This is a genomic window from Mycobacterium sp. 236(2023) (assembly GCF_029623955.1).
GTDB lineage: Bacteria > Actinomycetota > Actinomycetes > Mycobacteriales > Mycobacteriaceae > Mycobacterium.
In genome coordinates this window covers 1,032,720-1,052,691 of sequence record NZ_JARSBP010000003.1, presented here as the reverse complement: position 1 = coordinate 1,052,691, position 19,972 = coordinate 1,032,720, and the positions used below count along the sequence as shown (strand labels likewise).

19 protein-coding genes are annotated in these 19,972 nt (G+C 67.0%); 6 read left to right on the top strand and 13 right to left on the bottom strand.

What is annotated here, in order from left to right:
* Window positions 1–52: 52 nt before the first annotated feature.
* The 3 genes from P9A17_RS16430 to P9A17_RS16420 form a co-directional block, all read right to left on the bottom strand.
* Window positions 53–580 (bottom strand): M15 family metallopeptidase, encoded by a 528-nt coding sequence (locus P9A17_RS16430; RefSeq protein ID WP_278039884.1) that lies wholly within the window; start codon window positions 578–580, stop codon window positions 53–55.
* A 116-nt stretch (window positions 581–696) separates the two neighbouring features.
* Window positions 697–1,047 carry a VOC family protein gene (locus P9A17_RS16425; RefSeq protein ID WP_278039688.1) on the bottom strand — a complete coding sequence of 117 codons (351 nt, stop codon included), beginning with the start codon at window positions 1,045–1,047 and terminating at the stop codon, window positions 697–699.
* Window positions 1,038–2,456: an acyl-CoA synthetase gene (locus P9A17_RS16420; RefSeq protein ID WP_278039687.1), complete on the bottom strand. Its 1,419-nt coding sequence runs from the start codon at window positions 2,454–2,456 to the stop codon at window positions 1,038–1,040. The genes P9A17_RS16425 and P9A17_RS16420 overlap by 10 nt, the downstream gene beginning before the upstream one ends.
* 41 nt (window positions 2,457–2,497) lie before the next feature.
* Here P9A17_RS16420 and P9A17_RS16415 point away from each other — a divergent pair, with 41 nt between their 5' ends.
* Entirely contained in the window at window positions 2,498–3,034 is a 537-nt protein-coding gene (locus P9A17_RS16415; RefSeq protein ID WP_278039686.1) for an NUDIX hydrolase, read from the top strand.
* Here P9A17_RS16415 and P9A17_RS16410 read toward each other — a convergent pair.
* From P9A17_RS16410 to P9A17_RS16385, 6 genes are read right to left on the bottom strand one after another with little or no spacing between them, the layout of a single operon-like run.
* On the bottom strand, window positions 3,031–3,804 hold the full coding sequence (locus tag P9A17_RS16410) for a TauD/TfdA family dioxygenase (RefSeq protein WP_278039685.1): 774 nt from the start codon (window positions 3,802–3,804) through the stop codon (window positions 3,031–3,033). The two genes, P9A17_RS16415 and P9A17_RS16410, sit on opposite strands and share 4 nt — an antisense overlap.
* Entirely contained in the window at window positions 3,786–4,847 is a 1,062-nt protein-coding gene (locus tag P9A17_RS16405; RefSeq protein ID WP_278039684.1) for a D-alanine--D-alanine ligase, read from the bottom strand. The genes P9A17_RS16410 and P9A17_RS16405 overlap by 19 nt, the downstream gene beginning before the upstream one ends.
* Window positions 4,840–6,192, bottom strand: a complete 1,353-nt coding sequence (locus tag P9A17_RS16400) for an ATP-grasp enzyme (protein WP_278039683.1) — start codon at window positions 6,190–6,192, stop codon at window positions 4,840–4,842. The genes P9A17_RS16405 and P9A17_RS16400 overlap by 8 nt, the downstream gene beginning before the upstream one ends.
* A complete protein-coding gene (locus P9A17_RS16395) occupies window positions 6,189–7,049 on the bottom strand; it encodes a class I SAM-dependent methyltransferase (RefSeq protein WP_278039682.1) in 861 nt (286 codons plus the stop codon). The genes P9A17_RS16400 and P9A17_RS16395 overlap by 4 nt, the downstream gene beginning before the upstream one ends.
* Complete coding sequence (locus P9A17_RS16390; protein WP_278039681.1) at window positions 7,046–8,269, bottom strand: sedoheptulose 7-phosphate cyclase; 1,224 nt, start codon at window positions 8,267–8,269, stop codon at window positions 7,046–7,048. The genes P9A17_RS16395 and P9A17_RS16390 overlap by 4 nt, the downstream gene beginning before the upstream one ends.
* A gap of 31 nt (window positions 8,270–8,300) precedes the next feature.
* Window positions 8,301–8,966 (bottom strand): HAD-IA family hydrolase, encoded by a 666-nt coding sequence (locus P9A17_RS16385; protein WP_278039680.1) that lies wholly within the window; start codon window positions 8,964–8,966, stop codon window positions 8,301–8,303.
* Window positions 8,967–9,169: 203 nt separating this feature from the next.
* Between P9A17_RS16385 and P9A17_RS16380 the strand changes: the two genes are divergently transcribed.
* The 3 genes from P9A17_RS16380 (at window position 9,170) to P9A17_RS16370 (ending at window position 12,189) form a co-directional block, all read left to right on the top strand.
* The gene (locus P9A17_RS16380) at window positions 9,170–9,745 is read left to right on the top strand and encodes a TetR/AcrR family transcriptional regulator (RefSeq protein ID WP_278039679.1); all 576 of its coding nucleotides are present in this window, start codon (window positions 9,170–9,172) and stop codon (window positions 9,743–9,745) included.
* Window positions 9,746–9,924: 179 nt separating this feature from the next.
* Window positions 9,925–10,425 carry a hypothetical protein gene (locus P9A17_RS16375; protein WP_278039678.1) on the top strand — a complete coding sequence of 167 codons (501 nt, stop codon included), beginning with the start codon at window positions 9,925–9,927 and terminating at the stop codon, window positions 10,423–10,425.
* Between the two features lie 102 nt (window positions 10,426–10,527).
* Window positions 10,528–12,189, top strand: coding sequence for a nucleobase:cation symporter-2 family protein (locus P9A17_RS16370; protein WP_278039677.1), 1,662 nt, complete (start codon window positions 10,528–10,530; stop codon window positions 12,187–12,189).
* Between the two features lie 2 nt (window positions 12,190–12,191).
* On the opposite strand, the gene P9A17_RS16365 is transcribed toward P9A17_RS16370, so the two are convergent.
* Window positions 12,192–15,605 (bottom strand): bifunctional proline dehydrogenase/L-glutamate gamma-semialdehyde dehydrogenase, encoded by a 3,414-nt coding sequence (locus tag P9A17_RS16365; protein WP_278039676.1) that lies wholly within the window; start codon window positions 15,603–15,605, stop codon window positions 12,192–12,194.
* A 72-nt stretch (window positions 15,606–15,677) separates the two neighbouring features.
* Here P9A17_RS16365 and P9A17_RS16360 point away from each other — a divergent pair, with 72 nt between their 5' ends.
* Window positions 15,678–16,601, top strand: coding sequence for a LysR substrate-binding domain-containing protein (locus P9A17_RS16360; RefSeq protein WP_278039675.1), 924 nt, complete (start codon window positions 15,678–15,680; stop codon window positions 16,599–16,601).
* A gap of 84 nt (window positions 16,602–16,685) precedes the next feature.
* Entirely contained in the window at window positions 16,686–17,495 is an 810-nt protein-coding gene (locus P9A17_RS16355) for an endo alpha-1,4 polygalactosaminidase (protein ID WP_278039674.1), read from the top strand.
* A 3-nt stretch (window positions 17,496–17,498) separates the two neighbouring features.
* Here the strand turns inward: P9A17_RS16355 and dapC are convergent, their stop codons facing one another.
* From dapC to P9A17_RS16340, 3 genes are all read right to left on the bottom strand, one after another.
* On the bottom strand, window positions 17,499–18,605 hold the full coding sequence (gene dapC / locus P9A17_RS16350; RefSeq protein WP_278039883.1) for a succinyldiaminopimelate transaminase: 1,107 nt from the start codon (window positions 18,603–18,605) through the stop codon (window positions 17,499–17,501).
* An 11-nt stretch (window positions 18,606–18,616) separates the two neighbouring features.
* On the bottom strand, window positions 18,617–18,940 hold the full coding sequence (gene fdxA, locus P9A17_RS16345; protein ID WP_278039673.1) for a ferredoxin: 324 nt from the start codon (window positions 18,938–18,940) through the stop codon (window positions 18,617–18,619).
* A gap of 220 nt (window positions 18,941–19,160) precedes the next feature.
* Window positions 19,161–19,913 (bottom strand): glycoside hydrolase family 16 protein, encoded by a 753-nt coding sequence (locus tag P9A17_RS16340; RefSeq protein ID WP_278039672.1) that lies wholly within the window; start codon window positions 19,911–19,913, stop codon window positions 19,161–19,163.
* Between the last annotated feature and the right edge of the window lie 59 nt (window positions 19,914–19,972).

The window sequence follows — 19,972 nt, the reverse complement described above, 5'->3', positions numbered from 1 at the left end:
GCCGACGCGCCGCTATTTCTGGCAGTTCGCGCGCGCTCGGCGCCGACGAGCGCTACCCCGCAGCGTTGGGTTTCAGCGGCGGACAGTTACCCTGCGCGTCGACGGCCAACTCGAAATGCCAGATCTCGTTGGCGTAGATCTGGCAGAGCCCGAACTGGCGGCCGTTGGCGATCAGCCAGTAGTCCGCTTCGGGCGGGCCGATGTCGATCGCCTGACCCATGACGTGTTTGGACACCTCAGGCGTGGCGACGAACTCCGCAGCCTTGCCGACGCTGCCGTAGGTGATGACGCCGTTGTCGAAAAGCCTCTGCTGAAAGCCTTTTGAGCGCCAGCCCGAGGTGACCATGAACGGGACACCGGCCGCTTCGGCAGCCCGGGCGGCGTCCTGCACGGCTGCGAGCAAAGCCGGATCGAGCTGCGACAGAATGGGATTGGCCGATTCGAAGGGCGAGAGCATGGCGCCGTCTGGCAATGAGCCGCCGGTGGTGTCGACGGCGGCCGACCCGATCGACAGCGTGTCGGACGGCGGTGCCGGCGGGATCGGCGCGGGCGGGACGGTGATGCTGGTCTGGACGAGCATCACCTCGGGTGCGTGGCCGCAAGCTGACAGCAAGGCGACACCGAGCGCGCACGAAATGCCAGAAACTGCGGCGCGCCGACGTGCAGACACGCGCGCTCGCGGTGCGGGCCGCCGTGTCACCCCTCGGCCGCCAGAATGCAGAATTCGTTGCCTTCGGGGTCGGCGAGCACCACCCAACTCTGCTCGCCCTGGCCGATGTCCACCCTGCGAGCGCCGAGGCCGAGCACGCGGTCGACTTCAGCCTGTTGATCGTCAGGGGTGAAGTCGAAGTGAAGACGGTTCTTGACCGCCTTGCCCTCCGGCACCGCCAGGAAAAGCCAGTCCGGCCCTGCGCCATCGGGCGCACGCAACGCGACATCCCCGTCGTCGGTGTCCTCGGCGGGCCAGCCCAGCACTGTCGACCACCACGATGCGAGCGCATGGGTGTCGGCGGCGTCGACGCAGACCTCGCTGAACCTCAGACCCATTGCGCCAGTTCCTTCTTCAGCACCTTGCCCATCGCGTTACGGGGCAGGCTGTCGACGATGCGGACCTCCCGTGGCCGCTTGTGGACCGAGAGTTGCTGCGCGACATAGTCGATCAACTCGTCAGGCTTGGCGTCGCCGACCACGAACGCGACGATGCGCTGACCCAGATCCTCGTCCGGCGCGCCGATCACGGCAACCTCGCGCACGCCGGGATGGTCCAGCAGCACCGTCTCGATCTCACCGGCCCCGATGCGGAATCCGCCGCTCTTGATCAGGTCGACCGACTCACGACCGACGATGCGGTGCATCCCGTCACCCTCGATGACGGCGACGTCGCCGGTGCGGTACCAACCGTCCTCGCCGAGTACCTCCGCGGTCGCGTCGGCACGGTTGAGGTAGCCGTCGAAAAGCGTCGGGCTCTGCACATGCAGCTGGCCGATCGACTCGCCGTCGTGCGGCACCGGCGTGCCGTCCTCAGTGACCAGTCGCGTCTGAACTCCGTTGAGCGGCAACCCGACCCAGCCCGGCCTGCGCTCCCCCGAAGCCAACGTGCTCAACGTGATCAGCGTCTCGGTGCTGCCGTACCGCTCGATCGGCTGATGCCCGGTGAGCGCGGACAGCCCGTCGAACACCGGCACCGGAAGCGCCGCGCTCCCGGACACCAGCAGGCGCGCCGGAGCGAGCGCGCGCGCCGCGTCACCGTCCTCGACAATCCTCGACCACACCGTCGGCACCGCGAACAACAGCGTCCCGCCGTACTCGCTGACCGCCTGCGCGTAGAGCTCCGGCTTCGGTTTCCCGGTGTGCACGAAGCGATTTCCGATGCGCAGCGATCCGAGCAACCCGAGGACGAGACCGTGGATGTGATACATCGGGAGTCCGTGCACCAGGGTGTCGGCGGCCGTCCACTGCCAGGCCTGCGCCAGCATGTCGATGTCGGCGGCGATCGCGCGTCGGCTCACCACCACACCCTTGGGCAGGCCCGTCGTGCCGGAGGTGTAGATGATCATCGCGGTCGCGTCCGGCGGCGGCTCCATGTAGCGGTGCCACGACCGCGCATGCAGCCGGACCGGGATGTGAGCCAGCCCGCCGGTGTCGTCGGGCAACTCGCCGAGCCACGCCTGCGCACCCGAGTCGGTGAGGATGTGGCGCCGTTCGGCGATTCCGACGTCGGCGGGCACCGGAACGACCGGCACGCCGGCGATCAGGCAGCCGGCGACGGCGAGCACCGTCGTGGCGGTGGGTTTGGCCAGGACAGCGACGCGGGCGGCGCCTCCGACCCGTTCGGCGACCGAGGTCGCCGCCCCGACGAGATCACTTCGACTCAACGACACCCCGTCGATGCGCACCGCATCGTCGAGGTCTGCCCCCGCCGCCACGGCCGCGGGGTTCAACGACGCCAGCAACACAGAATGTGAGGCTACCCCCTACGCACGGCCATACTGTGGGAGTGGATTACATCAAGGCGGTCGGTTCGCGGGAGGTATACCGAAATCCCTGGATGACGGTCCGCGAGGACGACATCCGCAGGGGCGATGGCAGCACCGGGATCTACGGTGTGGTCGACAGGCCCACGTTCGCGTTGGTCATCCCCCGCGACGGCGACCGTTTCCACCTGGTCGAACAATTTCGCTACCCCCTCGGGCTGCGGCGCTGGGAGTTCCCGCAGGGCACCGCCCCGGATCTGGCCGAGGTCGACGTCGCCGAACTGGCCGCCCGAGAGTTGCGCGAGGAGACGGGGCTGATCGCCGCGGCCATGACCGAGATCGGTCTGATCGACGTCGCGCCGGGGATCAGCAGCCAGCGGGGGCGTGTTTTTCTGGCCACGGAGCTCACCGAGGGGCCGCACGACCGCGAGCACGAGGAGCAGGACATGCGTAGCGCCTGGTTCACCCGAGCGGAGGTCGAGAAGATGATGCGCGAGGGCGTCATCACCGACGCGCAGTCGATGGCCGCGTGGACGTTGATGGTGCTCCGGAGCGACTAGCTCGCGGCGTCGCTGACCATCCCCCGATGCAGGACGCGGTCACCGAGCACACCGGAATGATCGGCGCGATGCATCACACATCGGTTGTCCCACACGACGACGTCTCCGGGAGCCCACCGATGGCGTAGGACGTTGTCGGCGCGTGTCGAGAATGCGAACAGGTAGCCCAGAGTCTGCTCGGAGTCTCGCGGGTGCATGCCACTGATGGATACGCAGCGTTCGAGCGCCGAAAGATAGAGCGAGGGCCGACCGTTGACGGGATGCGTGCTCAGCACCGGATGTTCGGCGGAGTGTTCGTCCCCGTCGGCGAGGGTGACGCCGGTCGCGGCGTGGGTGATGACGCGTCCGGCGAGACCTTCTCGAAGACTGTCGGGCAGCGTGTCGTGGGCGCGGTACTGGTCGCTGAACAGGGTGTGTCCGCCCTCCTCCGGAATGGCGACGGAGCGCAACGCCGTGTACGCGGGTGGCGTGCGTACGTAGCTGGTATCGACGTGGAAGGTCGACCGCGGCGGACGGGTGCGCCCGACATTGCTCACCACGTTCAGATCGGGGTGTGTGGGTACCGGCGTCTCGCCGGAGGTGAACTGGATTTCGCCGAAGCTTCGCAGGAACCGCAGCAGCGCATCGTCGTCGATGTGCTGGTCCCGCAGAATCGCGACCCCGTGGTCGGCCAGCACCCGTCTCATCCAGTCCACCTGTGCCGCGTCCAGAGCGTCGACGCGCATCCCGGTGACGTCAGCACCCAACGGCGTCAACGGTGTGGCGCGCATGCGACCGCCTTTCCCAACCGTTCAGCCAGCGAGTCGTCGAACAACTGCGGCAAGGTGATTCCCGCCGCCTCGGCCATCGTGGCGATGACGCTGCTCGGCGCGAACGAGCAGTACAGGCTGGCTTCCAGAAACCAGGGCCGGCCCGACGCATCGATCCGGAAGTCGAACAGGCTGTAGTCGGCACATCCGAGTGCCAGGTGACATGCGCGCGCCGCCGCCCACACCGGTTGCGTCACAGGGTCGTTGACCGGCACAGTCCACGACCGGCCCGCAGACTTCGCGACGAGGTAGAGCTCACCGCCCTCGGTGCGGTCGAGTTTGTCCTCCCGCGTCCGGATCGGCTTGGTGGCCGCATCGACGTCGTACTCCTCCAGCGGCAGGCAGACCAGGTCTCCGCGGCGAACGACGATGCCGCACCGCACTTCTCGGCCCAGCGGAATGAAATTTTCGACCAACGCCGCGCCGCCGTGGCTCAGCGCGTCGTCGACGGCGCGATCGTACTGGTCGTCGCGCGTCACCAGCGTGACCCCGACCGAGTTGTCCGATGACACCGGCTTGACGACCACGGGATACGTCAGGCCGGTGCGTGTGCGGTCGTGCACCACCCGGCCCGTCGGCACTCTGACGCCTGCGGCCTCCACCACTGCCCTGGCCCTGGCCTTGTTCGCGCCGACGGCCATCACGTCACCGGCACTGCCCAGATACGGGATGCCGAGAACGTCGAACAACGACCGGTAGGCGGTCATCCCCGGGACGCAGAACATCTGCGGCACCATGACGTCCGGTGACCACCGTTCGATCTCAGAGATCGCCTGCGACAACGACATTGGAGCTGCCTTCGCCAGCGACGACGGCGACAGGTCCACGGGGAACGACCACGCTCCGCCGGGGGCGACATAGGCCACGAGTATGCGCAGGTGCAGCAAATCGCTCAGCGCTGTGATGCTGGCCTGCGCATACAGCCTGGACAGCTCCGCGAAGAACTCGTCGACCGGAGAGCCCACGAGGTAGAGAACCGTGCGGATCGGCGCGGCGTCAGTCACCACCGGTCTCCACGAGCTTGCCGATGTTGAAGTCGATACGGCTCCAGCCTCGCCTGCGACGGAGGTTGTGCATCAGCAGTGACGGGATCTGCAGGTGGTGCACCAGCAGGTAGGGCAGCGGGTCATTGCGGTCGAAGATGGCGTCCTTGCCGGAGAGTATGGTACGCAATCGCTTTCGGCGGTCCTTCTGGGTGAGAAGGCGCCAGACTTCATGGTAGATCCAGTACGTCGCGCGCGCGTCCGCATCAGGCACGATACGTGGATGCCCCGCCTCAAGGTAGGCAGGCGCCACCCGACCGTCGTCGTAGAACATCGTGATCGCCGAGTGCGTGCGCGGATTGCACTCGATCGCGTAGGCGTCTCCGTCCGCGTCCTCGATGAAATCGAAGGACACCTGGCCGGTGAGGCCCAGTCCGGCCACGAAAGTGTTCACCCAGGACTGGATCTCGGGCTTGTCCACGTGTGCGTAGTTGACCTGGAACGCCGAGGACTCGCAGCATCCATACACCTGAACCGCACCGTCGCGAACCGTGCTGTGCGTGCAGAACTCCTGCCCTGCCACGAACTCCTGCAATATCCAGGGATCGTCGTCGGAGATCGCCAGCGAGCGGGCGAATTCGATGTTCCTGTCGGGATGCTCGGCGGACAACCGGGTGAGGTCCATGCGGCCGACGGGGTTGTAGGCGATGCGCTTGAGGATGTATTCACGGCCGGGTGGGAACTCGAAGTCCTCGATCTGTCGAGCGTCGGTGATCCGATGCGCGTCCGGCACCCTCAGCCCCAACGATAGTGCCAGGGAACTGAATTCGACCTTGTCGTCCAGGAGTCGCACCGTGTCGGCGTCCGCATGGAGCACGTCGCAGAAGTCGCGGAGCACATCGCCCACCTCGGCTTCGCGAACACTGGATGCCGGGCTCGAGACCGGCACGAAGACATCGACACCTTCACGGCGCACGATGTCGCAGAGCGCGCGAATGTACCCGGAGTCGGTGTGTTCGGGGACGGTGTAGAACGTGTCGACGGCCCGGGAGAAGCGGTGGCCGGTGAAGCGGTACTTGGCCGATTCCACCAGCACGACACGGTGCCCGGCAGTATGGAACGATCTGGCCAGCTGCAGAGCCTTGGTCATCTTGCCGCCGGTGATCAGCACCGTTCTCGCGGCACCGTCGGGGAGTTGCCGCCGCGACCCCGCTCCGCCACGCGCCAGCGCCACACCCACCACCACGGCGTCGAGGGGCAGTGTGAGGCACAGGCCGGCCAGGGTGAGCACCGTGCGCGCGACGTTGGCCGACCCAACGGTCGCTTCCGCGACGTCGCCACGGAATTCGGCGGCGACGCTGGTCATTTCGAGATCCGACGGATCAGCGTCACCCCGTCACGCAGTGGGATGAGCACCTGTTCCACGCGCGGGTCATCCGCGATGGCCTGGTTGAAAGCGGTGATGGCCTCACCGTTGGTCGAGCGCGGATGCCCTGTGTACGGCTGCCCCTGCATCAGCGTGTTGTCGACGACGATCACCGCCGTCGGGGTCAGCAACGGGCCGTCGAGGAGGAAGTTGACGTAGTCGAGGTATCCGGCTTTGTCGGCGTCGATGAAGACGAAGTCGAACGGGGAACCGTCGAACGACTGCGACAGCGTTCGCAACGTCTCCATCGCCGGCCCGACGGCCACCGTGATGCGCGCGCCCGCCGCGGAGGACGCGAAGGCATCCTGGGCGAATCGGGCGGCCTGCGCGTCGACCTCGCAGGCCAGCAGAGATCCGTGCTCGGGCAGCGCCTCTGCCATCGCCAATGCCGAGTACCCGGTGAACATCCCGATCTCCAGGACGCGTTGCGCCCTACTGAGCCGGATCAGGAACTTCAGCGCCTGCCCCTCGACGTGGCCCGAGAGCATCTCCTGCTCAAGAAACACCGCTCCGTCGGGGGCGGCGCGGTTGGCCCAATCGGTCTCCGAGGTCCGCCGCGCGAGGCGGGCCAGGTCTGCGGATTCGGCGGTGGTGCACTGTCCGACGTACGGATCAAGCCCGCCGGCCAGGTCGCGCGCGCGACGCAACCGGTCGGCGAAATCGGCGGGGACGCCACCGGCGATGCTGCCGAGTTCGTCGACCAGAGCACCGAGTTCGGCGGCCAGGATCGTCGTCGGTGTGACAGGCCGTGCGCCAGAGACCGGGACTGCCATCGGAGCGGACACCGGGACGCTCACCGGTCGTCCTCCGAGTCGACCGGGGCGAACATGTCCACTCCCGCGCCGGAGCGGTCGAATTCCAGGCACAGCTTTTTGTGCAGGGTCAGCGTCTCGGCCAATTCGTCTGCCGTGACGTCGTTGAGGAATCGGCACGTTCCGATCGGGTCCGGCACCGCGGCTCGCAACAGTCCGTCGCGCGTCTTGAGGATCGACTCGGTCGCAGCAGTCAGCAGATCGGGTGTCATGTAGTCACTGTCGAGTGCGAGCCCCAGCGCACTCATGACTCCGAGCACCCGGTCACGGTCCGCGGTCGAAATGTGGCCTCGCAGTTCGGCCAGCGTCGTCGACAGTGCCATGTCGATGTTGATCGCATGGCCGTGGAAGAACGGCCGGTCCGGAGTCAGTTCGAGGGTCGGACTCCAGGTGTGCCCGAAGGCGATCACCCGGTCGAGGTCGATCTCGTGCAGGTTGGGCGCCTCGAGGTCGAGCATGGTGGCGATGGCCTGGAAGGTCAGACGGTCACCGGCGCGGCGCAACTGTTCAGTGCCGTCGAGGTAGCCGAATCGCGTACGGAGCAGGTCCGGCCCGTACGCCTCCAGGAGATCGAAGATCTCGCGGTTGCCCACCACTGCGATCTTGATCAGCTCGGCCATGCCGTTGCGGACCTGGTCCTCGGGAAGCGTTCGCAGGAAGGAGAAGTCGAGAAAGACCTTCTGCGACGCGTGGTAGGCGCCGAGGCGATTCTTGTGCTTGCCGTGGTTGACGGCCACCTTGATGGAAACGCTGGCGTCGATGAGGCCGATGAGCGTGGTGGGGATCCGGATGTAGGGCGTGTTACGCCGATAGCTGGCGCACGCGAAACCGGCCACGTCGGTGGTCAGCCCGCCGCCGACGACCAGGACGGGCTCGGTGCGCACCAGCCCGTAGGCATCGAACTCGCCGACGATCTGCTCGAAGGTCTCCAGCGATTTCGCGGTCTCTCTGATCTGGATCGGGATCACCGTGAGTGCGATCCCGTGATGCCGGAAGTAGGCGTCGATCTTCTCCTGATAGATCGCGTAGACCGACTCGTCGATGACCATCAACACGCGGCCGTAGGGCAGGTAGCACTCGGCAAGTGCGGGTTGATCGGCGTCGAAGATGCCGTTCACGTAGTGCAGGTCGTACTCGATCTTCTCGTAGCCCACGACATGAAACGCGCTGTCCGACACGTTCACTCGGGCGCTCATGGTGCTCATCTCGTTCTCCTGGAGAGTGTTTCGGCGGTGGTCAGGGCCGGATCAGGGCGACGGCTTCATCGGCGTCGAGGGCATCCACGGTCGTCTCCGCCGCGCTGAAGTCGGCATCGGCGGTGTTCTGGTTCGGGAAGGCGATGCAGGCGACCCCGGCGTCCTTGGCGGCGCGAACACCGCCGACGTTGTCCTCGACGGCGACGGCGTCAGAGGCGTCCACTCCGAGCTGCGCGAGCGCGTGGCGATAGACCTCGGGATCGGGTTTGCCTGCGCTGACGGCGGAGCCGTCGATGACGATGTCGAATGACTCTTCGCTGATCTGCGGGGCGAGCGCCGTCAGCAGCGCGCGAATGTTGTCCGCTGATGTCGTCGTCACGAAGCCCACCTGCAGTCCGTCCTGCTTGGCGCGCTGGATCGTCTCCACGACGCCCGGGCGTGCGGACACCGCGGACGAGGACAGAAGTTCTTGGAAGATCGACGATTTGGTCGCGTGGACGGACTCGGCGTCGACCTCTTGGCCGCGGTCGCGGGCGAACGCGGCGACGCGGTCCTTGCCTCCGTTGCTGCCGAGCATGGCCACGTAGTCGTCTCGTGACCAGTTCCAGTCGAGTCCGTGTGCCTCGAACGCCTCGTTGAAGGCGCGGCGCTGCAATTCGGAGGTGTCGGCGAGGGTGCTGATGGAGCCGAACAGAAGTGCGGGCATGGGAAACCTTCCGGTAGGTGCGCGACCCCGGGTCTGGAATCCACGCTGCGAGCTCGATGGCGAGGAATGCCTCTTGCGATCAATGAACCAGCGGTACAGTACTGATCCAAACGTTCATTCCTGACTTTGTCTACCACTAATGAACAAAATGTCCATTAGGTAACTTTTGCGGACTGGTAGCGCGACGCGGCAGGGAGGTGACGGTGACACCGGCCGACGGCGCGTCGTCAGAAAGCCAGACCCAAGATGCCCGCGTCGCGCGCACTCGGGCCGATATCAGCCGCGCCGCTCTCTCAGTGCTCATCGACGAAGGCTGCGAAGCCTTGTCGCATGCGCACGTCGCCGAGATCGCCGGCTACTCGAAGACGACCCTGTACACACACTGGCCGGCGCGCCTCGACCTGATCATGTTGGCGCTCGACGCACTCGGCGAGATGCCCCACCTGGACCGCACCGGGGACCTCCGCGCCGATCTGGCCGGTGAACTGCGCGTGTTCCGGCAGGCGGTCCTCGACCTGCGACTCGATCACATCCTGTCGGTCATGGCCCAGTGGGCGTCCGTCGACGAGATGGCGCGAGTCCGCGACCGGATCAACGCCGACGGCCAACGTCCGTTGCGGCAGATGCTCTCCGAGGTGCTCGACGGCGCCGAGCTCGAGGCGGCGGTGTCCATGCTCACCGGTGTGGTCGCCTGCCCGACCCTGATGTTCGGCACACTGCCCGACGACGCGGTGATCGAGGCTGCCGTCGGCCTGGTCCTGACGGCTGCGAAGACTTAGTGCCTTCGAGGTCCGTTCCGCACGAACATTTTTCGGCGTCAACCCCTGAAACACGGTCCGATACCAAGCCGTGATCCAACTGTTCCCGAACGCTGCCCAAAAATGATGTGTCGGTCAGGCACCTTGACGGATAGGGCAATTACGTTGCTCTTGCCACCCTTGAAACCGAGCGAGGAACCATGTCTGCCCGACGGGCCCGCAACGCACTTGCCTCCGCGACTCTCGTTGCGGCCGCGTGTGTTTGCGGTCAGGCGACAGCCACGGCGGCGCCGGCGGACTGGAGCGGCCGTTATACGGTGGTGACGTTCGCGTCCCAGAAGCTCGGCACCAGCGTCGCCACCCAGCAACGGGAACCGGACTTCAGCGCCCAGTACACCTTCAGTACGTCGTGCGCCGGGCAGTGCGTGGCCACCGCATCCGACGGGCCTGTGCCCACCAACCCGACGATCCCCCAGCCGACGCGCTACACGTGGGACGGCAGGCAGTGGATCTTCAACTACAACTGGCAGTGGGAGTGCTACCGGGGCGATGACGTACCCCGCGAATACGCCGCCGCCCGGTCGCTGGTCTTCTACGCGCCCACCCTCGACGGCTCCATGTACGGGACTTGGCGCACCGAGATCCTGGAGGGTGTCTGCAAAGGCAGCGTGGTGATGCCCGTCGCCGCCTATCCGGTGTAACGCAGGGGACACAGCGCCGGAAAGCGCCCGAAACTGGCGCCTTCGAGGATTGGTCGACCAGCCCGGGCGCAACCCGCCCGGGCCGCACAGAGGCGGGAGCTGATGGCCACAATCACCAAGATCCTCACCGAGGGTAGAACGACCGCGCGACCCGTCGACGAGATCCCGCCGCTGAAACGGCTGCTTCCCCTTGGCATCCAGCACGTGCTCGCGATGTATGCGGGCGCCGTCGCGGTGCCGTTGATCGTCGGCGGCGCGATGGTCGGCGCGGGTCAGCTCGAGCAGACCGACATCGTCCACCTCATCATGGCCGACCTGTTCGTCGCCGGCATCGCGACGATCATCCAGGCCGTCGGGTTCTGGCGTTTCGGGGTTCGGCTGCCGTTGATGCAGGGCGTGACGTTCGCCGCGGTCGGCCCGATGATCACGATCGGCGTCAACCACGGCATCACGACGATCTACGGCTCGGTGATCGCCTGCGGTCTGTTCATGATGCTGTTGGCGCCGGTGTTCGGGAAGCTGATCCGTTTCTTCCCGCCGCTGGTGACCGGCACGATCATCTTGGTCATCGGGGTGTCGCTGATGCGGGTGGCGGCCGGATGGTTCGGCGGCGGCACCGCCGCGGGGGCCGACTTCGGCTCCCCGGCGGCGATCGGCATGGGCTTCTTCACGCTCGCCGTCATCGTCGCCATCGAACGCTTCGCGCCCGAGGCGCTGCGGCGAGTGTCGATCCTGTTGGGGCTCATCATCGGAACGGCGGTCGCCGTTCCGCTGGGCATGGCCGACTGGAGTCACATGGGCGACTACGGCTGGATCGGCTTCGTCACACCGTTCCAGTTCGGGCTGCCCGCGTTCGAGATCAGCTCCATCATCGCGCTGATCATCGTGGCGATCGTCATCATGACGGAGACGACAGGCGACATCGTGGCCGTCGGCGAGATCGTCGAGGAGAAGATCACCCCGCAGAAGCTGGCCGACGGTCTGCGCGCCGACGGGCTCGGCACTGTCATCGGCGGCGTGTTCAACACGTTCCCGTACACGGCGTTCGCGCAGAACGTCGGCCTCGTCGCGATCACGGGGGTGCGCTCCCGCCACGTCGCGACCGTCGCGGGCATCATCCTGGTACTGCTCGGATTGCTGCCGAAAATGGCCGCCATCGTCGAGGGCATCCCATTGCCGGTGCTCGGCGGTGCGGGCGTCGCACTGTTCGGCATGGTCGCGGCCAGCGGTGTGCGCACGCTGACGAAGGTGAAGTTCACCAACACCAACATCCTGGTGGTGGCGATCTCGGTCGGCGTCGCGATGCTCTCCGAGGCCAAGCTGTACCACACCGACCGCACGCTGGGCGACACCCCGGTGAACGTCGTGCTCGATCTGTACACGCAGTTCCCCGACTGGTTCCAGACCATCTTCCATTCCGGCATCTCGGCGGGCGCCATCACCGCCATCCTGCTGAACCTGTTGCTCAACACGGGTTCTCGCGCCGACGACGACAGTGACCTGGCCGCGCACGACGCGCCGCGCGGCGCCTTGCCAGACCCGCTGGACGCCCTGCGGGCCGCGGATCCGTCGACATCACCCGACGAGTTGGAGAGGCTGGCACAGGAACGGCCGGAGCTGCACACGATCATCGTCACCAACCCGTCGACGTACGTGTCCACCTGCGAGTGGATCAGGGGGCGGGGCAATCCACAGGTCGATCAGGTCTACGAGAAATGGGACGAGGTCACCGACGGCCGGTTCTCGAAACGCAGCCGCGAGTAGCGCTAGAACAGCCCATCGACGAGTTTGGTGGGTGAGCCGAATCGGTGCGCCGTCACAGAGATTGCCTGCTCGCGCACAAAGGTGAGCAGTTCGATCCGCCCGGCCTCGACGACGGGCTGTGCGTAGAGCGCGATATCTGCCCTGCCCTCGCTGTCGGAGGCGAAGGCCTCACGAGAGCCGCCGAGTAGCCGGACGCGACCGGGTGCTTTGCGCCGCAACACGTTCCGCCACGCGTCCGCATCCTGCACCCGGCAGGTGACGCCGACCGAGCGCAGTTGGTCGACGATTGCGGATTCCAACGGTACGAGCGTCGACACCATGACATCGGAGCCGGCGAGGAGTCCGGCACCGACCACCCGGAGCAGCGATGCGGCATCGCTGACTTCAGCCCGCACAGTCACGGGCACCGGCCGGTAGCGCAGGACGTTCTTCTCCGCTTCCAGCCCCGTGACATCGCGCGCGACACCGAACTCCTGCTCCCAGGCCAACGCGTCGGATGCCAGCGCCCGGTCGAGGAACTCCAGATCCGTCGATGCAAGTCCGAGAACTGCTGCGGCATCGCGGAATCTGCGTAGCGCAGGGGTCAGGGTTCCCGCTTTGGCCGCGGGTGCGGCGCGCCAGTCGCTGAGTCCGATCAGGTAGTTGGGGCCGCCGGCCTTGGTGCCCGCACCGACCGAAGACTTCTTCCATCCGCCGAACGGCTGGCGCCGCACGATCGCGCCGACAGTCGACCGGTTCACGTACGCGTTGCCGGCCTCGACCCGCTCGATCCAGCGGTCGATCTCTTCGCGGTCGAGGGTGTGCAGTCCCGCCGTGAGCCCGTAGTCGACCTGGTTCTGGATGGCGATCGCCTCGTCGAGGTCCCCGGCTTCGATGAGCCCGAGGACGGGTCCGAAGTACTCGGTGAGGTGGAATTCAGAACCGCGACCGAGACCGGTCTTGACGCCGGGAGACCAGAGCCGGCCGGTGTCGTCGAGCTGGCGGGGTTCGACCAGCCACCGCTCCCCCGGTTCCAGTGTGGTCAAGGCCCGCAACAGTTTCCCATCAGCGGGTCCGATGATCGGCCCCATCTGGACGGTCGGATCGGACGGGTAGCCGACGATGAGTGACGTGACGGCGTCGACCAGCTGGTCGTGAAAACGCTTGGATCGCGCCACCGAACCGACCAGGATTCCCAGCGACGCCGCGGAGCATTTCTGCCCGGCGTGGCCGAAGGCCGAATACACGAGGTCTTTGACCGCGAGGTCGATGTCGGCGTGCGGGGTGATGACGATGGCGTTCTTGCCGCTGGTCTCGGCGAGCAGCGGCAGGTCGGGCCGGAAGCTGCGGAACAACGCCGCGGTGTCGAAGGCGCCGGTGAGGATGAGCCGGTCGACACGCGGATCGGAGACCAGCCGGGTGCCGAGATCGCTCTCGTCGACGTGCACGAGTTGCAGTGCGTCACGCGGGATTCCGGCGTCCCACAGCGCCTGCACCATCACCGAGCCGGACCGTCTGGCCTGGGTGGCGGGTTTGATGATGACGGCGCTGCCGGCAGCCAGCGCGGCGAGTGTGGAGCCGGCGGGGATGGCGACCGGGAAATTCCACGGCAGGGTGACGACGGTCAGATCGACCGGCACCGCCGTCGCACCGTCGACGTCATCGAGCTTCTCGGCAAGGCTCGCATAGTAATTCGCGAAGTCGATCGCCTCGGACACCTCGGGGTCACCCTGATCCAAGGTCTTGCCGGTCTCGGCGGCCATCACTTCGAGCAGCGTCGCGCGGGCGGCCTCCAGCGTTCCCGCCGCGCGGCGCAGGACAGCGGCGCGCTCGGCGGCCGGCAATTCCGACCACGCCGCGGACACGCCGCGGGCGATGATCGAGTCGAGCTCGCCGGCGTCGGTGATGGTGTGGTCGTCGACCAGGGCGAGACCGGCCGTCGACCCCGGGATGCGCTCGGTGATCGCCCGGCCCCATTCCCGGTTGCCCGGCAGGGACGGATCGGTGTCGGGGACGTTCGAAAACACCTGCCGCACCGATTCGTTCGGATCATCGGTGCGCCGGTCCTGGCGACGGTTGGGCAGCGGTGTGGCCGTATCCACCGCGTCGAGGGATGCGACGAACCGTTCCTTCTCCCGGTGATACAGCGCGTGATCGCTGTGCAGTTCGAAGACGGCAGACATGAAGTTCTCCTGGCTGGCGCCCTCCTCGAGCCGGCGCACCAGGTAGGCGATCGCGACGTCGAAGTCCTTGGGGTGCACCACGGGTACGTAGAGAAGCAGTCCGCCCACCGTGCGGCGTACGGCCTCGGCCTGCGCCTCGGCCATGCCCAGCAGCATCTCGAAATCGACGCGGTCGCGGACGCCACGGCGACCCGCCAGCGTCCAGGCGTAAGCGATGTCGAACAAGTTGTGGCCGGCAACGCCGATCCGCACGTGCTCGGTGCGCTCAGGTTCGAACGCGTAGTTCAGCACCCGCTTGTAGTTGGTGTCGGTGTCCTGCTTGGTCGGCCACGTGGCCACCGGCCAGCCGTGCAGTGTGGCCTCCACGTGTTCCATCGGCAGGTTGGCGCCTTTGACCAGACGGACTTTGATGCCGGCGCCGCCGCGCTCCGTGCGGGCGCGGGCCCAGTCCTGCAGCCGCATCATCGCGCTCAGCGCGTCGGGAAGGTAGGCCTGCAGCACGATTCCGGCTTCCAGGCCAAGCAGTTCTGGGCGATCGAGGAGGCGGGTGAAGACCGCGGTCGTCATCTCCAGATCCCGGTACTCCTCCATGTCGAGGTTGATGAACTTCGACGTCGGTGCCTCGGCCGCGAGCGTGAACAGCGGCAGCAGACTCTGCACGACGTGGTCGACTGCTTCGTCGAACGCCCACGGCGAATGCGGCGGTACGGTCGCCGACACCTTGATCGACACGTAGTCGACATCGGGACGCGCGAGCAGTCGTTCGGTGCCTTCGAGCCGCCGGGCCGCTTCGCGCCGGCCGAGCACGGCCTCGCCGAGGAGGTTGATGTTGAGGCCCACGCCGCGTTCGCGGATGCGGGCGATCGACCGTCCGAGTCGGGCGTCGGTGGCGTCGACCAGGAGGTGGCCGACCATCTCGCGCAGCGCCCACCGGGCGATCGGGATGACGATGCCGGGCGCGACGACCGACATGACCGCGCCGAGCCGGATCAGCACGCGCAGATGCCAGGGCAGAAATCCCGGGGCGCGGCGGGCGAGGTCACGAAGGTTGGCGGCTGCGACACCGTGGTCCTGCGGACGAATCACGCGGTCGACGAAGCCGACGGTGAAGTCGAGTCCCGCCGGGTCGCGCAGGACGTCAGCCAGTCGGCGCGCGGCGGGCGCGACCGGCTGTCCCGCCGCGTCGTCGAGCCACTGCCGGACCAGCGATTCGACGTCCGTCAGCAGGTCGCGGTCGGTGCCCATAAGCGTCATTTACTCATGATGAGCCGAGCTGAACCCTAGAATAAAGCGATGAATTATGACGGTAAAGCATAAGAAGAACCGATGAATAAGCGGCCGGATCTCCTCGATACCCGGCGGTTGCGCTTGCTGCACGAACTGAGCCTGCGCGGCACGTTGGCCGAGGTCGCCGACGCACTGCATCAAAGCCCGTCCTCGGTGTCTCAGGCGCTGACCCAGCTGGAGCGCGACGTGGGCGTGCCGCTACTGCAGAAGGCGGGCCGCCGCGTCCGCCTCACCCCCGCCGCCGAGGTTCTGGTCGAACACACCGCGGCGATCCTGGAGCGGCTTGAGCTGGCCGCCTCCGAGGTGGCCGCGCAGAGCGAAGCGGCATCAGGCACCGTCCGGCTCGCCGTCTTCCAGTCGGCCGCCTCGGCCTTCATGCCGCAGATGCTGACAGAGTTGGCGGCTCGGCATCCCCGGCTGCGGGTGACGATGTCGCAGCGCGAACCGGAGCAGGCGCTCTACGAGACCTGGATGCGCGAGTTCGATCTGGTGATCGCCGAGGAGTATCCGGGGCATGCGGCCCGCGTGTTCCCGGGCCTGGACCGTCAACCGCTGACCACCGATCTGTTGCGGCTGGCGGTCCCGCCGAGCGGCGATCCGTGGGATCGCATCGCCTCGGTCGAGGACGCTGTCGATCTGCCCTGGACGATGGAGCCTGTCGGCACCGCATCGCGCCACTGGGCCGAACAGCTGTGCCGGCGCGCCGGTTTCGAGCCTGATGTCCGGTTCGAGACCGATGATCTGGAGGCGCAGATCGCGCTCATCGAAAGCGGCAATGCCGTCGCGATCCTCCCGGACCTGATGCGGGTGCGGCGACGTCCCGCCGTGCGCGTCGTCGACGTCGATCCGCGACGCCGCTCCGTGTTCACGGCCACCCGGGCCGCGCTCAGTCAGACCCCCGCGATCCGGGCGTGCCGCGACGCGCTCGCCCTCGTCGCACCGAAAGACCTTGCGGTGCCCTGAATCCACCCGCGAGCAGACACAAACTCACATGAATTGGCCTCGAAACACGCGAGTTTGTGTCTGCTCGCGCCAGATAATCGAGCCATGGTGTTCCGATCGGCAATCGTGTCGGCCTGCGTCGCAGCGATCGTCGCGACGACGCCCCTCCCCCTGGCGACGGCGGCGCCCGTCGCGCTCCCACCCACGACCGGTGGGTTCGACTATCAACTGGGCGGCGCGGCCGATACGCCGGGACTGGCGGTCGTAGCTCGCGATTCCACTGCCGCGCCGATGCCAGGCGCCTACAACGTCTGCTACGTCAACGGCTATCAGACGCAGCCGGGCAGCGGTCAGGAGTGGCTCGCCCGGCATCCGGACGCGGTCCTGCGCGGCGACTCCGGCGAACCCCTCGTCGACCCCGACTGGCCCGACGAGTACCTGCTCGACCCGTCGACGCCCGAACAACGGACGGCGATTCTGCAGATGCTCGGGCCCAGCATCAACCTCTGTGCGAGTTCAGGTTTCGACGCCGTCGAGATCGACAACCTGGACACGTTCACGCGGACGCCCGCAATCGACCGGGCGGGCGCGCTCGAGCTGGCGCGCGCCTTCGTCGAGCTCGCCCACGGCAACGGCTTGGCGATCGGCCAGAAGAACGCCGCCGAGATCACCGACATCGGCCGCGGCGACATCGGTTTCGACTTCGCGGTCGCCGAGGAGTGCGCGGCCTACGACGAGTGCGATGCCTACACCAGGGCGTATGGCAGCCACGTGCTGCAGATCGAATACGCCGACAACCTGCCCCGACCATTCGCGTCGGTCTGCGCGTCCGAACGAGCGCCGCTGACGATCCTGCGCGACCGCGGACTCACAGCCCCGGGCACCCCAGGCCACGTCTACGAGCAGTGCCGATGACGCCTACGCAGCGAGCCGCTGCACCGCAGCGGTAATGCGCTCGTCCGTCGCCGTCAGCGCGACGCGGACGTGTGACGCTCCGCGCGGCCCGTAGAACTCGCCCGGTGCAACGAGTATGCCGCGCTGAGCCAGCCACGCGGCCGTGTCGCGACATGGTTCGCCGCGCGTCGCCCACAGGTACAGGCCGGCTTCGGAGTTGTCGACGGTGAAGCCCGCTGCCACCAGCGCGGGCAGGAGGGCGTAGCGGCGGCGCTCATACCGGGCTCGCTGCTCGGCTTCGTGGGCGTCGTCGGTCAGTGCCGCCACCATCGCACCCTGGATTGGGGTCGGCATCATCATGCCTGCGTGTTTACGCACGGCGAGAAGCTCGGCCACCAGCGTGGGATCGCCGGCAACGAAGCCCGCCCGATAGCCGGCGAGCGAGGACGTCTTCGACAGCGAGTGCAGGGCGAGCAATCCGGTGTGGTCGCCGTCGCAGACGTCGGGGTGCAGTACCGACACCGGTGCGGCGTCCCAGCCGAGGCCGAGGTAGCACTCGTCGGAGGCCACGATGACACCGCGTTCCCGGGCCCAGCCGACCACCTTGCGCAGATGCTCGACGCCGAGGACCTTGCCCGTCGGGTTACTCGGCGAGTTGAGATACACCAGCGCCGGATGCTGCGGGCCGAGCTGGGTCAGTGAATCGGCGCGCACCACGGCGGCCCCGGCGAGCAGCGCCCCGACCTCGTAGGTGGGGTAGGCCAGCTCGGGCACAACGACGGTGTCGCCGGCGCCCAGCCCCAGCAGTGTGGGCAGCCAGGCAATCAGTTCCTTGGTTCCGATCGACGGCAACACCGCTGCGGGGTCGACACCGGTGATCCCGTAGCGGCGATGCAACGCGGCGGCAGCGGCCTCCCGCAATGCGGGGGTGCCGTGGGTCGTCGGATAGCCGGGTGCCGAACTGGCCGCGGCGAGCGCGTCGCGGATCACCGGGGCGACGTCGTCGACCGGTGTTCCCACCGACAGGTCGACGATGCCGTCCTCGTGAGCACGGGCGGCGGCGGTCACGTCGGCAAGGGTGTCCCACGGGAACACCGGCAGCGACGCCGACTTGAGCGGCCGACGACTCAGTTCAGACGTACTCAGTCCTCACCCTGGGGCGGCATGTCCTTGACGGCCTGCGGGTCGTTGTCGGTCTGGCCGACCTTCGATGCACCGCCCGGCGAACCCAGCTCGGAGAAGAAATCCGCGTTGTTCTGGGTGTAGCCACTCCACTGGTCGGGGACGTCGTCCTCGTAGTAGATGGCTTCGACGGGGCACACCGGTTCGCAGGCGCCGCAGTCGACGCACTCGTCCGGGTGGATGTACAGCATGCGAGCGCCCTCGTAGATGCAGTCGACAGGGCACTCCTCGATGCACGCCTTGTCCTTGACGTCGACGCAGGGCTCGGCAATGACGTACGTCACGTACTTCTCCTCAAGTCCTCTCGAACTACCTGTCCAGTGGGCTGCTGTCTAGGCAGGGCACGATGATCGCGCAACCAATTTCAGCAAGTATCCCTGCCGTTAGTTGGACGCGTGTCTCAGTGTGCCCTAACTTCCGCGCAAACCCGCGTTTAGGGTTGCGCGTGGTTACAGATACTAAACGTCTCATTTACTGCTCGCCTAGTACCCACGCCGCTGTGCCCTACGCAGGCGCCGTGTAGGCGACCCGGGTGACGCGCATGTGCGGTACATGATCGGCGGGCCCGTCGCGGTCGGGAAAGTCGAAGACGCCGAGGAAGAGGAACATCGGATAGCCGGGCGCTTGATCCGCGGTGCGGGTGACCACCCCGTCGATGGAGAACTCGATCGATCCGGGCCGCCAGTCCACCGCGAACGTGTGCTGCTGTTCCAGGTCGATGTCGCGCGGTTCGGCCGAGAAGTCTTCGCGCAGTGCGGGGTCACGGAACTTGTGCACACCCTGGCCCACCGCGGCACGCCCGTCGGCCACGGTGTCGCCGAACACCTCCATGACGCAGATCTCGCCGCACCGATCAGGCTCGTCCTCCAACCCGACCATCCACGCCGAGAACATCGACCGCGGGCTCAGATGCGCCGAGCAGGTGACCGCGACGGTGCCGAAGTGCGGTACGAAGCCGAGTACCGTCGGCTGCTCCTCACGCACCACGAGACCCTCGCGAAAAGGCTGGGGTGCATCCGGCGACCCGAGCGGTCCGGACCGGTTCGCGCTCTGGATCGCCGACACGCGCAGCGGTCCGTCATGCAGGTCCGGACACCAGTGGGCCTGCGATACCGGAATCGACAGGTCGAGTCCGTCGGCTCCGACGGTGAACGTCGCGGCCGATTCGCGGCGTGAGCTCCACGCGGGCAGGTAGGACGTGGTCCAGATATCCGGGTCGATCTCGGTGAAGCGCTCGTCGAAGTCTTCTGTCGCCATCCCCGGAATCTAGCCGGGAATGAATGCGGACTACAGTCCGTTTAGTTGACAGAACTGCC

Excerpts from the sequence above, each read along its gene's own strand:
- P9A17_RS16355 (WP_278039674.1), top strand. The coding sequence starts at position 16,686 with ATGGTGTTCCGATCGGCAATCGTGTCGGCCTGCGTCGCAGCGATCGTC.
- P9A17_RS16430 (WP_278039884.1), bottom strand. The coding sequence starts at position 580 with ATGCTCGTCCAGACCAGCATCACCGTCCCGCCCGCGCCGATCCCGCCG.
- P9A17_RS16385 (WP_278039680.1), bottom strand. The coding sequence starts at position 8,966 with ATGCCCGCACTTCTGTTCGGCTCCATCAGCACCCTCGCCGACACCTCC.
- P9A17_RS16370 (WP_278039677.1), top strand. The coding sequence starts at position 10,528 with ATGGCCACAATCACCAAGATCCTCACCGAGGGTAGAACGACCGCGCGA.
- P9A17_RS16365 (WP_278039676.1), bottom strand. The coding sequence starts at position 15,605 with ATGACGCTTATGGGCACCGACCGCGACCTGCTGACGGACGTCGAATCG.
- P9A17_RS16425 (WP_278039688.1), bottom strand. The coding sequence starts at position 1,047 with ATGGGTCTGAGGTTCAGCGAGGTCTGCGTCGACGCCGCCGACACCCAT.
- P9A17_RS16390 (WP_278039681.1), bottom strand. The coding sequence starts at position 8,269 with ATGAGCACCATGAGCGCCCGAGTGAACGTGTCGGACAGCGCGTTTCAT.
- P9A17_RS16400 (WP_278039683.1), bottom strand. The coding sequence starts at position 6,192 with ATGACCAGCGTCGCCGCCGAATTCCGTGGCGACGTCGCGGAAGCGACC.
- P9A17_RS16375 (WP_278039678.1), top strand. The coding sequence starts at position 9,925 with ATGTCTGCCCGACGGGCCCGCAACGCACTTGCCTCCGCGACTCTCGTT.
- P9A17_RS16410 (WP_278039685.1), bottom strand. The coding sequence starts at position 3,804 with ATGCGCGCCACACCGTTGACGCCGTTGGGTGCTGACGTCACCGGGATG.
- P9A17_RS16360 (WP_278039675.1), top strand. The coding sequence starts at position 15,678 with ATGAATAAGCGGCCGGATCTCCTCGATACCCGGCGGTTGCGCTTGCTG.
- P9A17_RS16340 (WP_278039672.1), bottom strand. The coding sequence starts at position 19,913 with ATGGCGACAGAAGACTTCGACGAGCGCTTCACCGAGATCGACCCGGAT.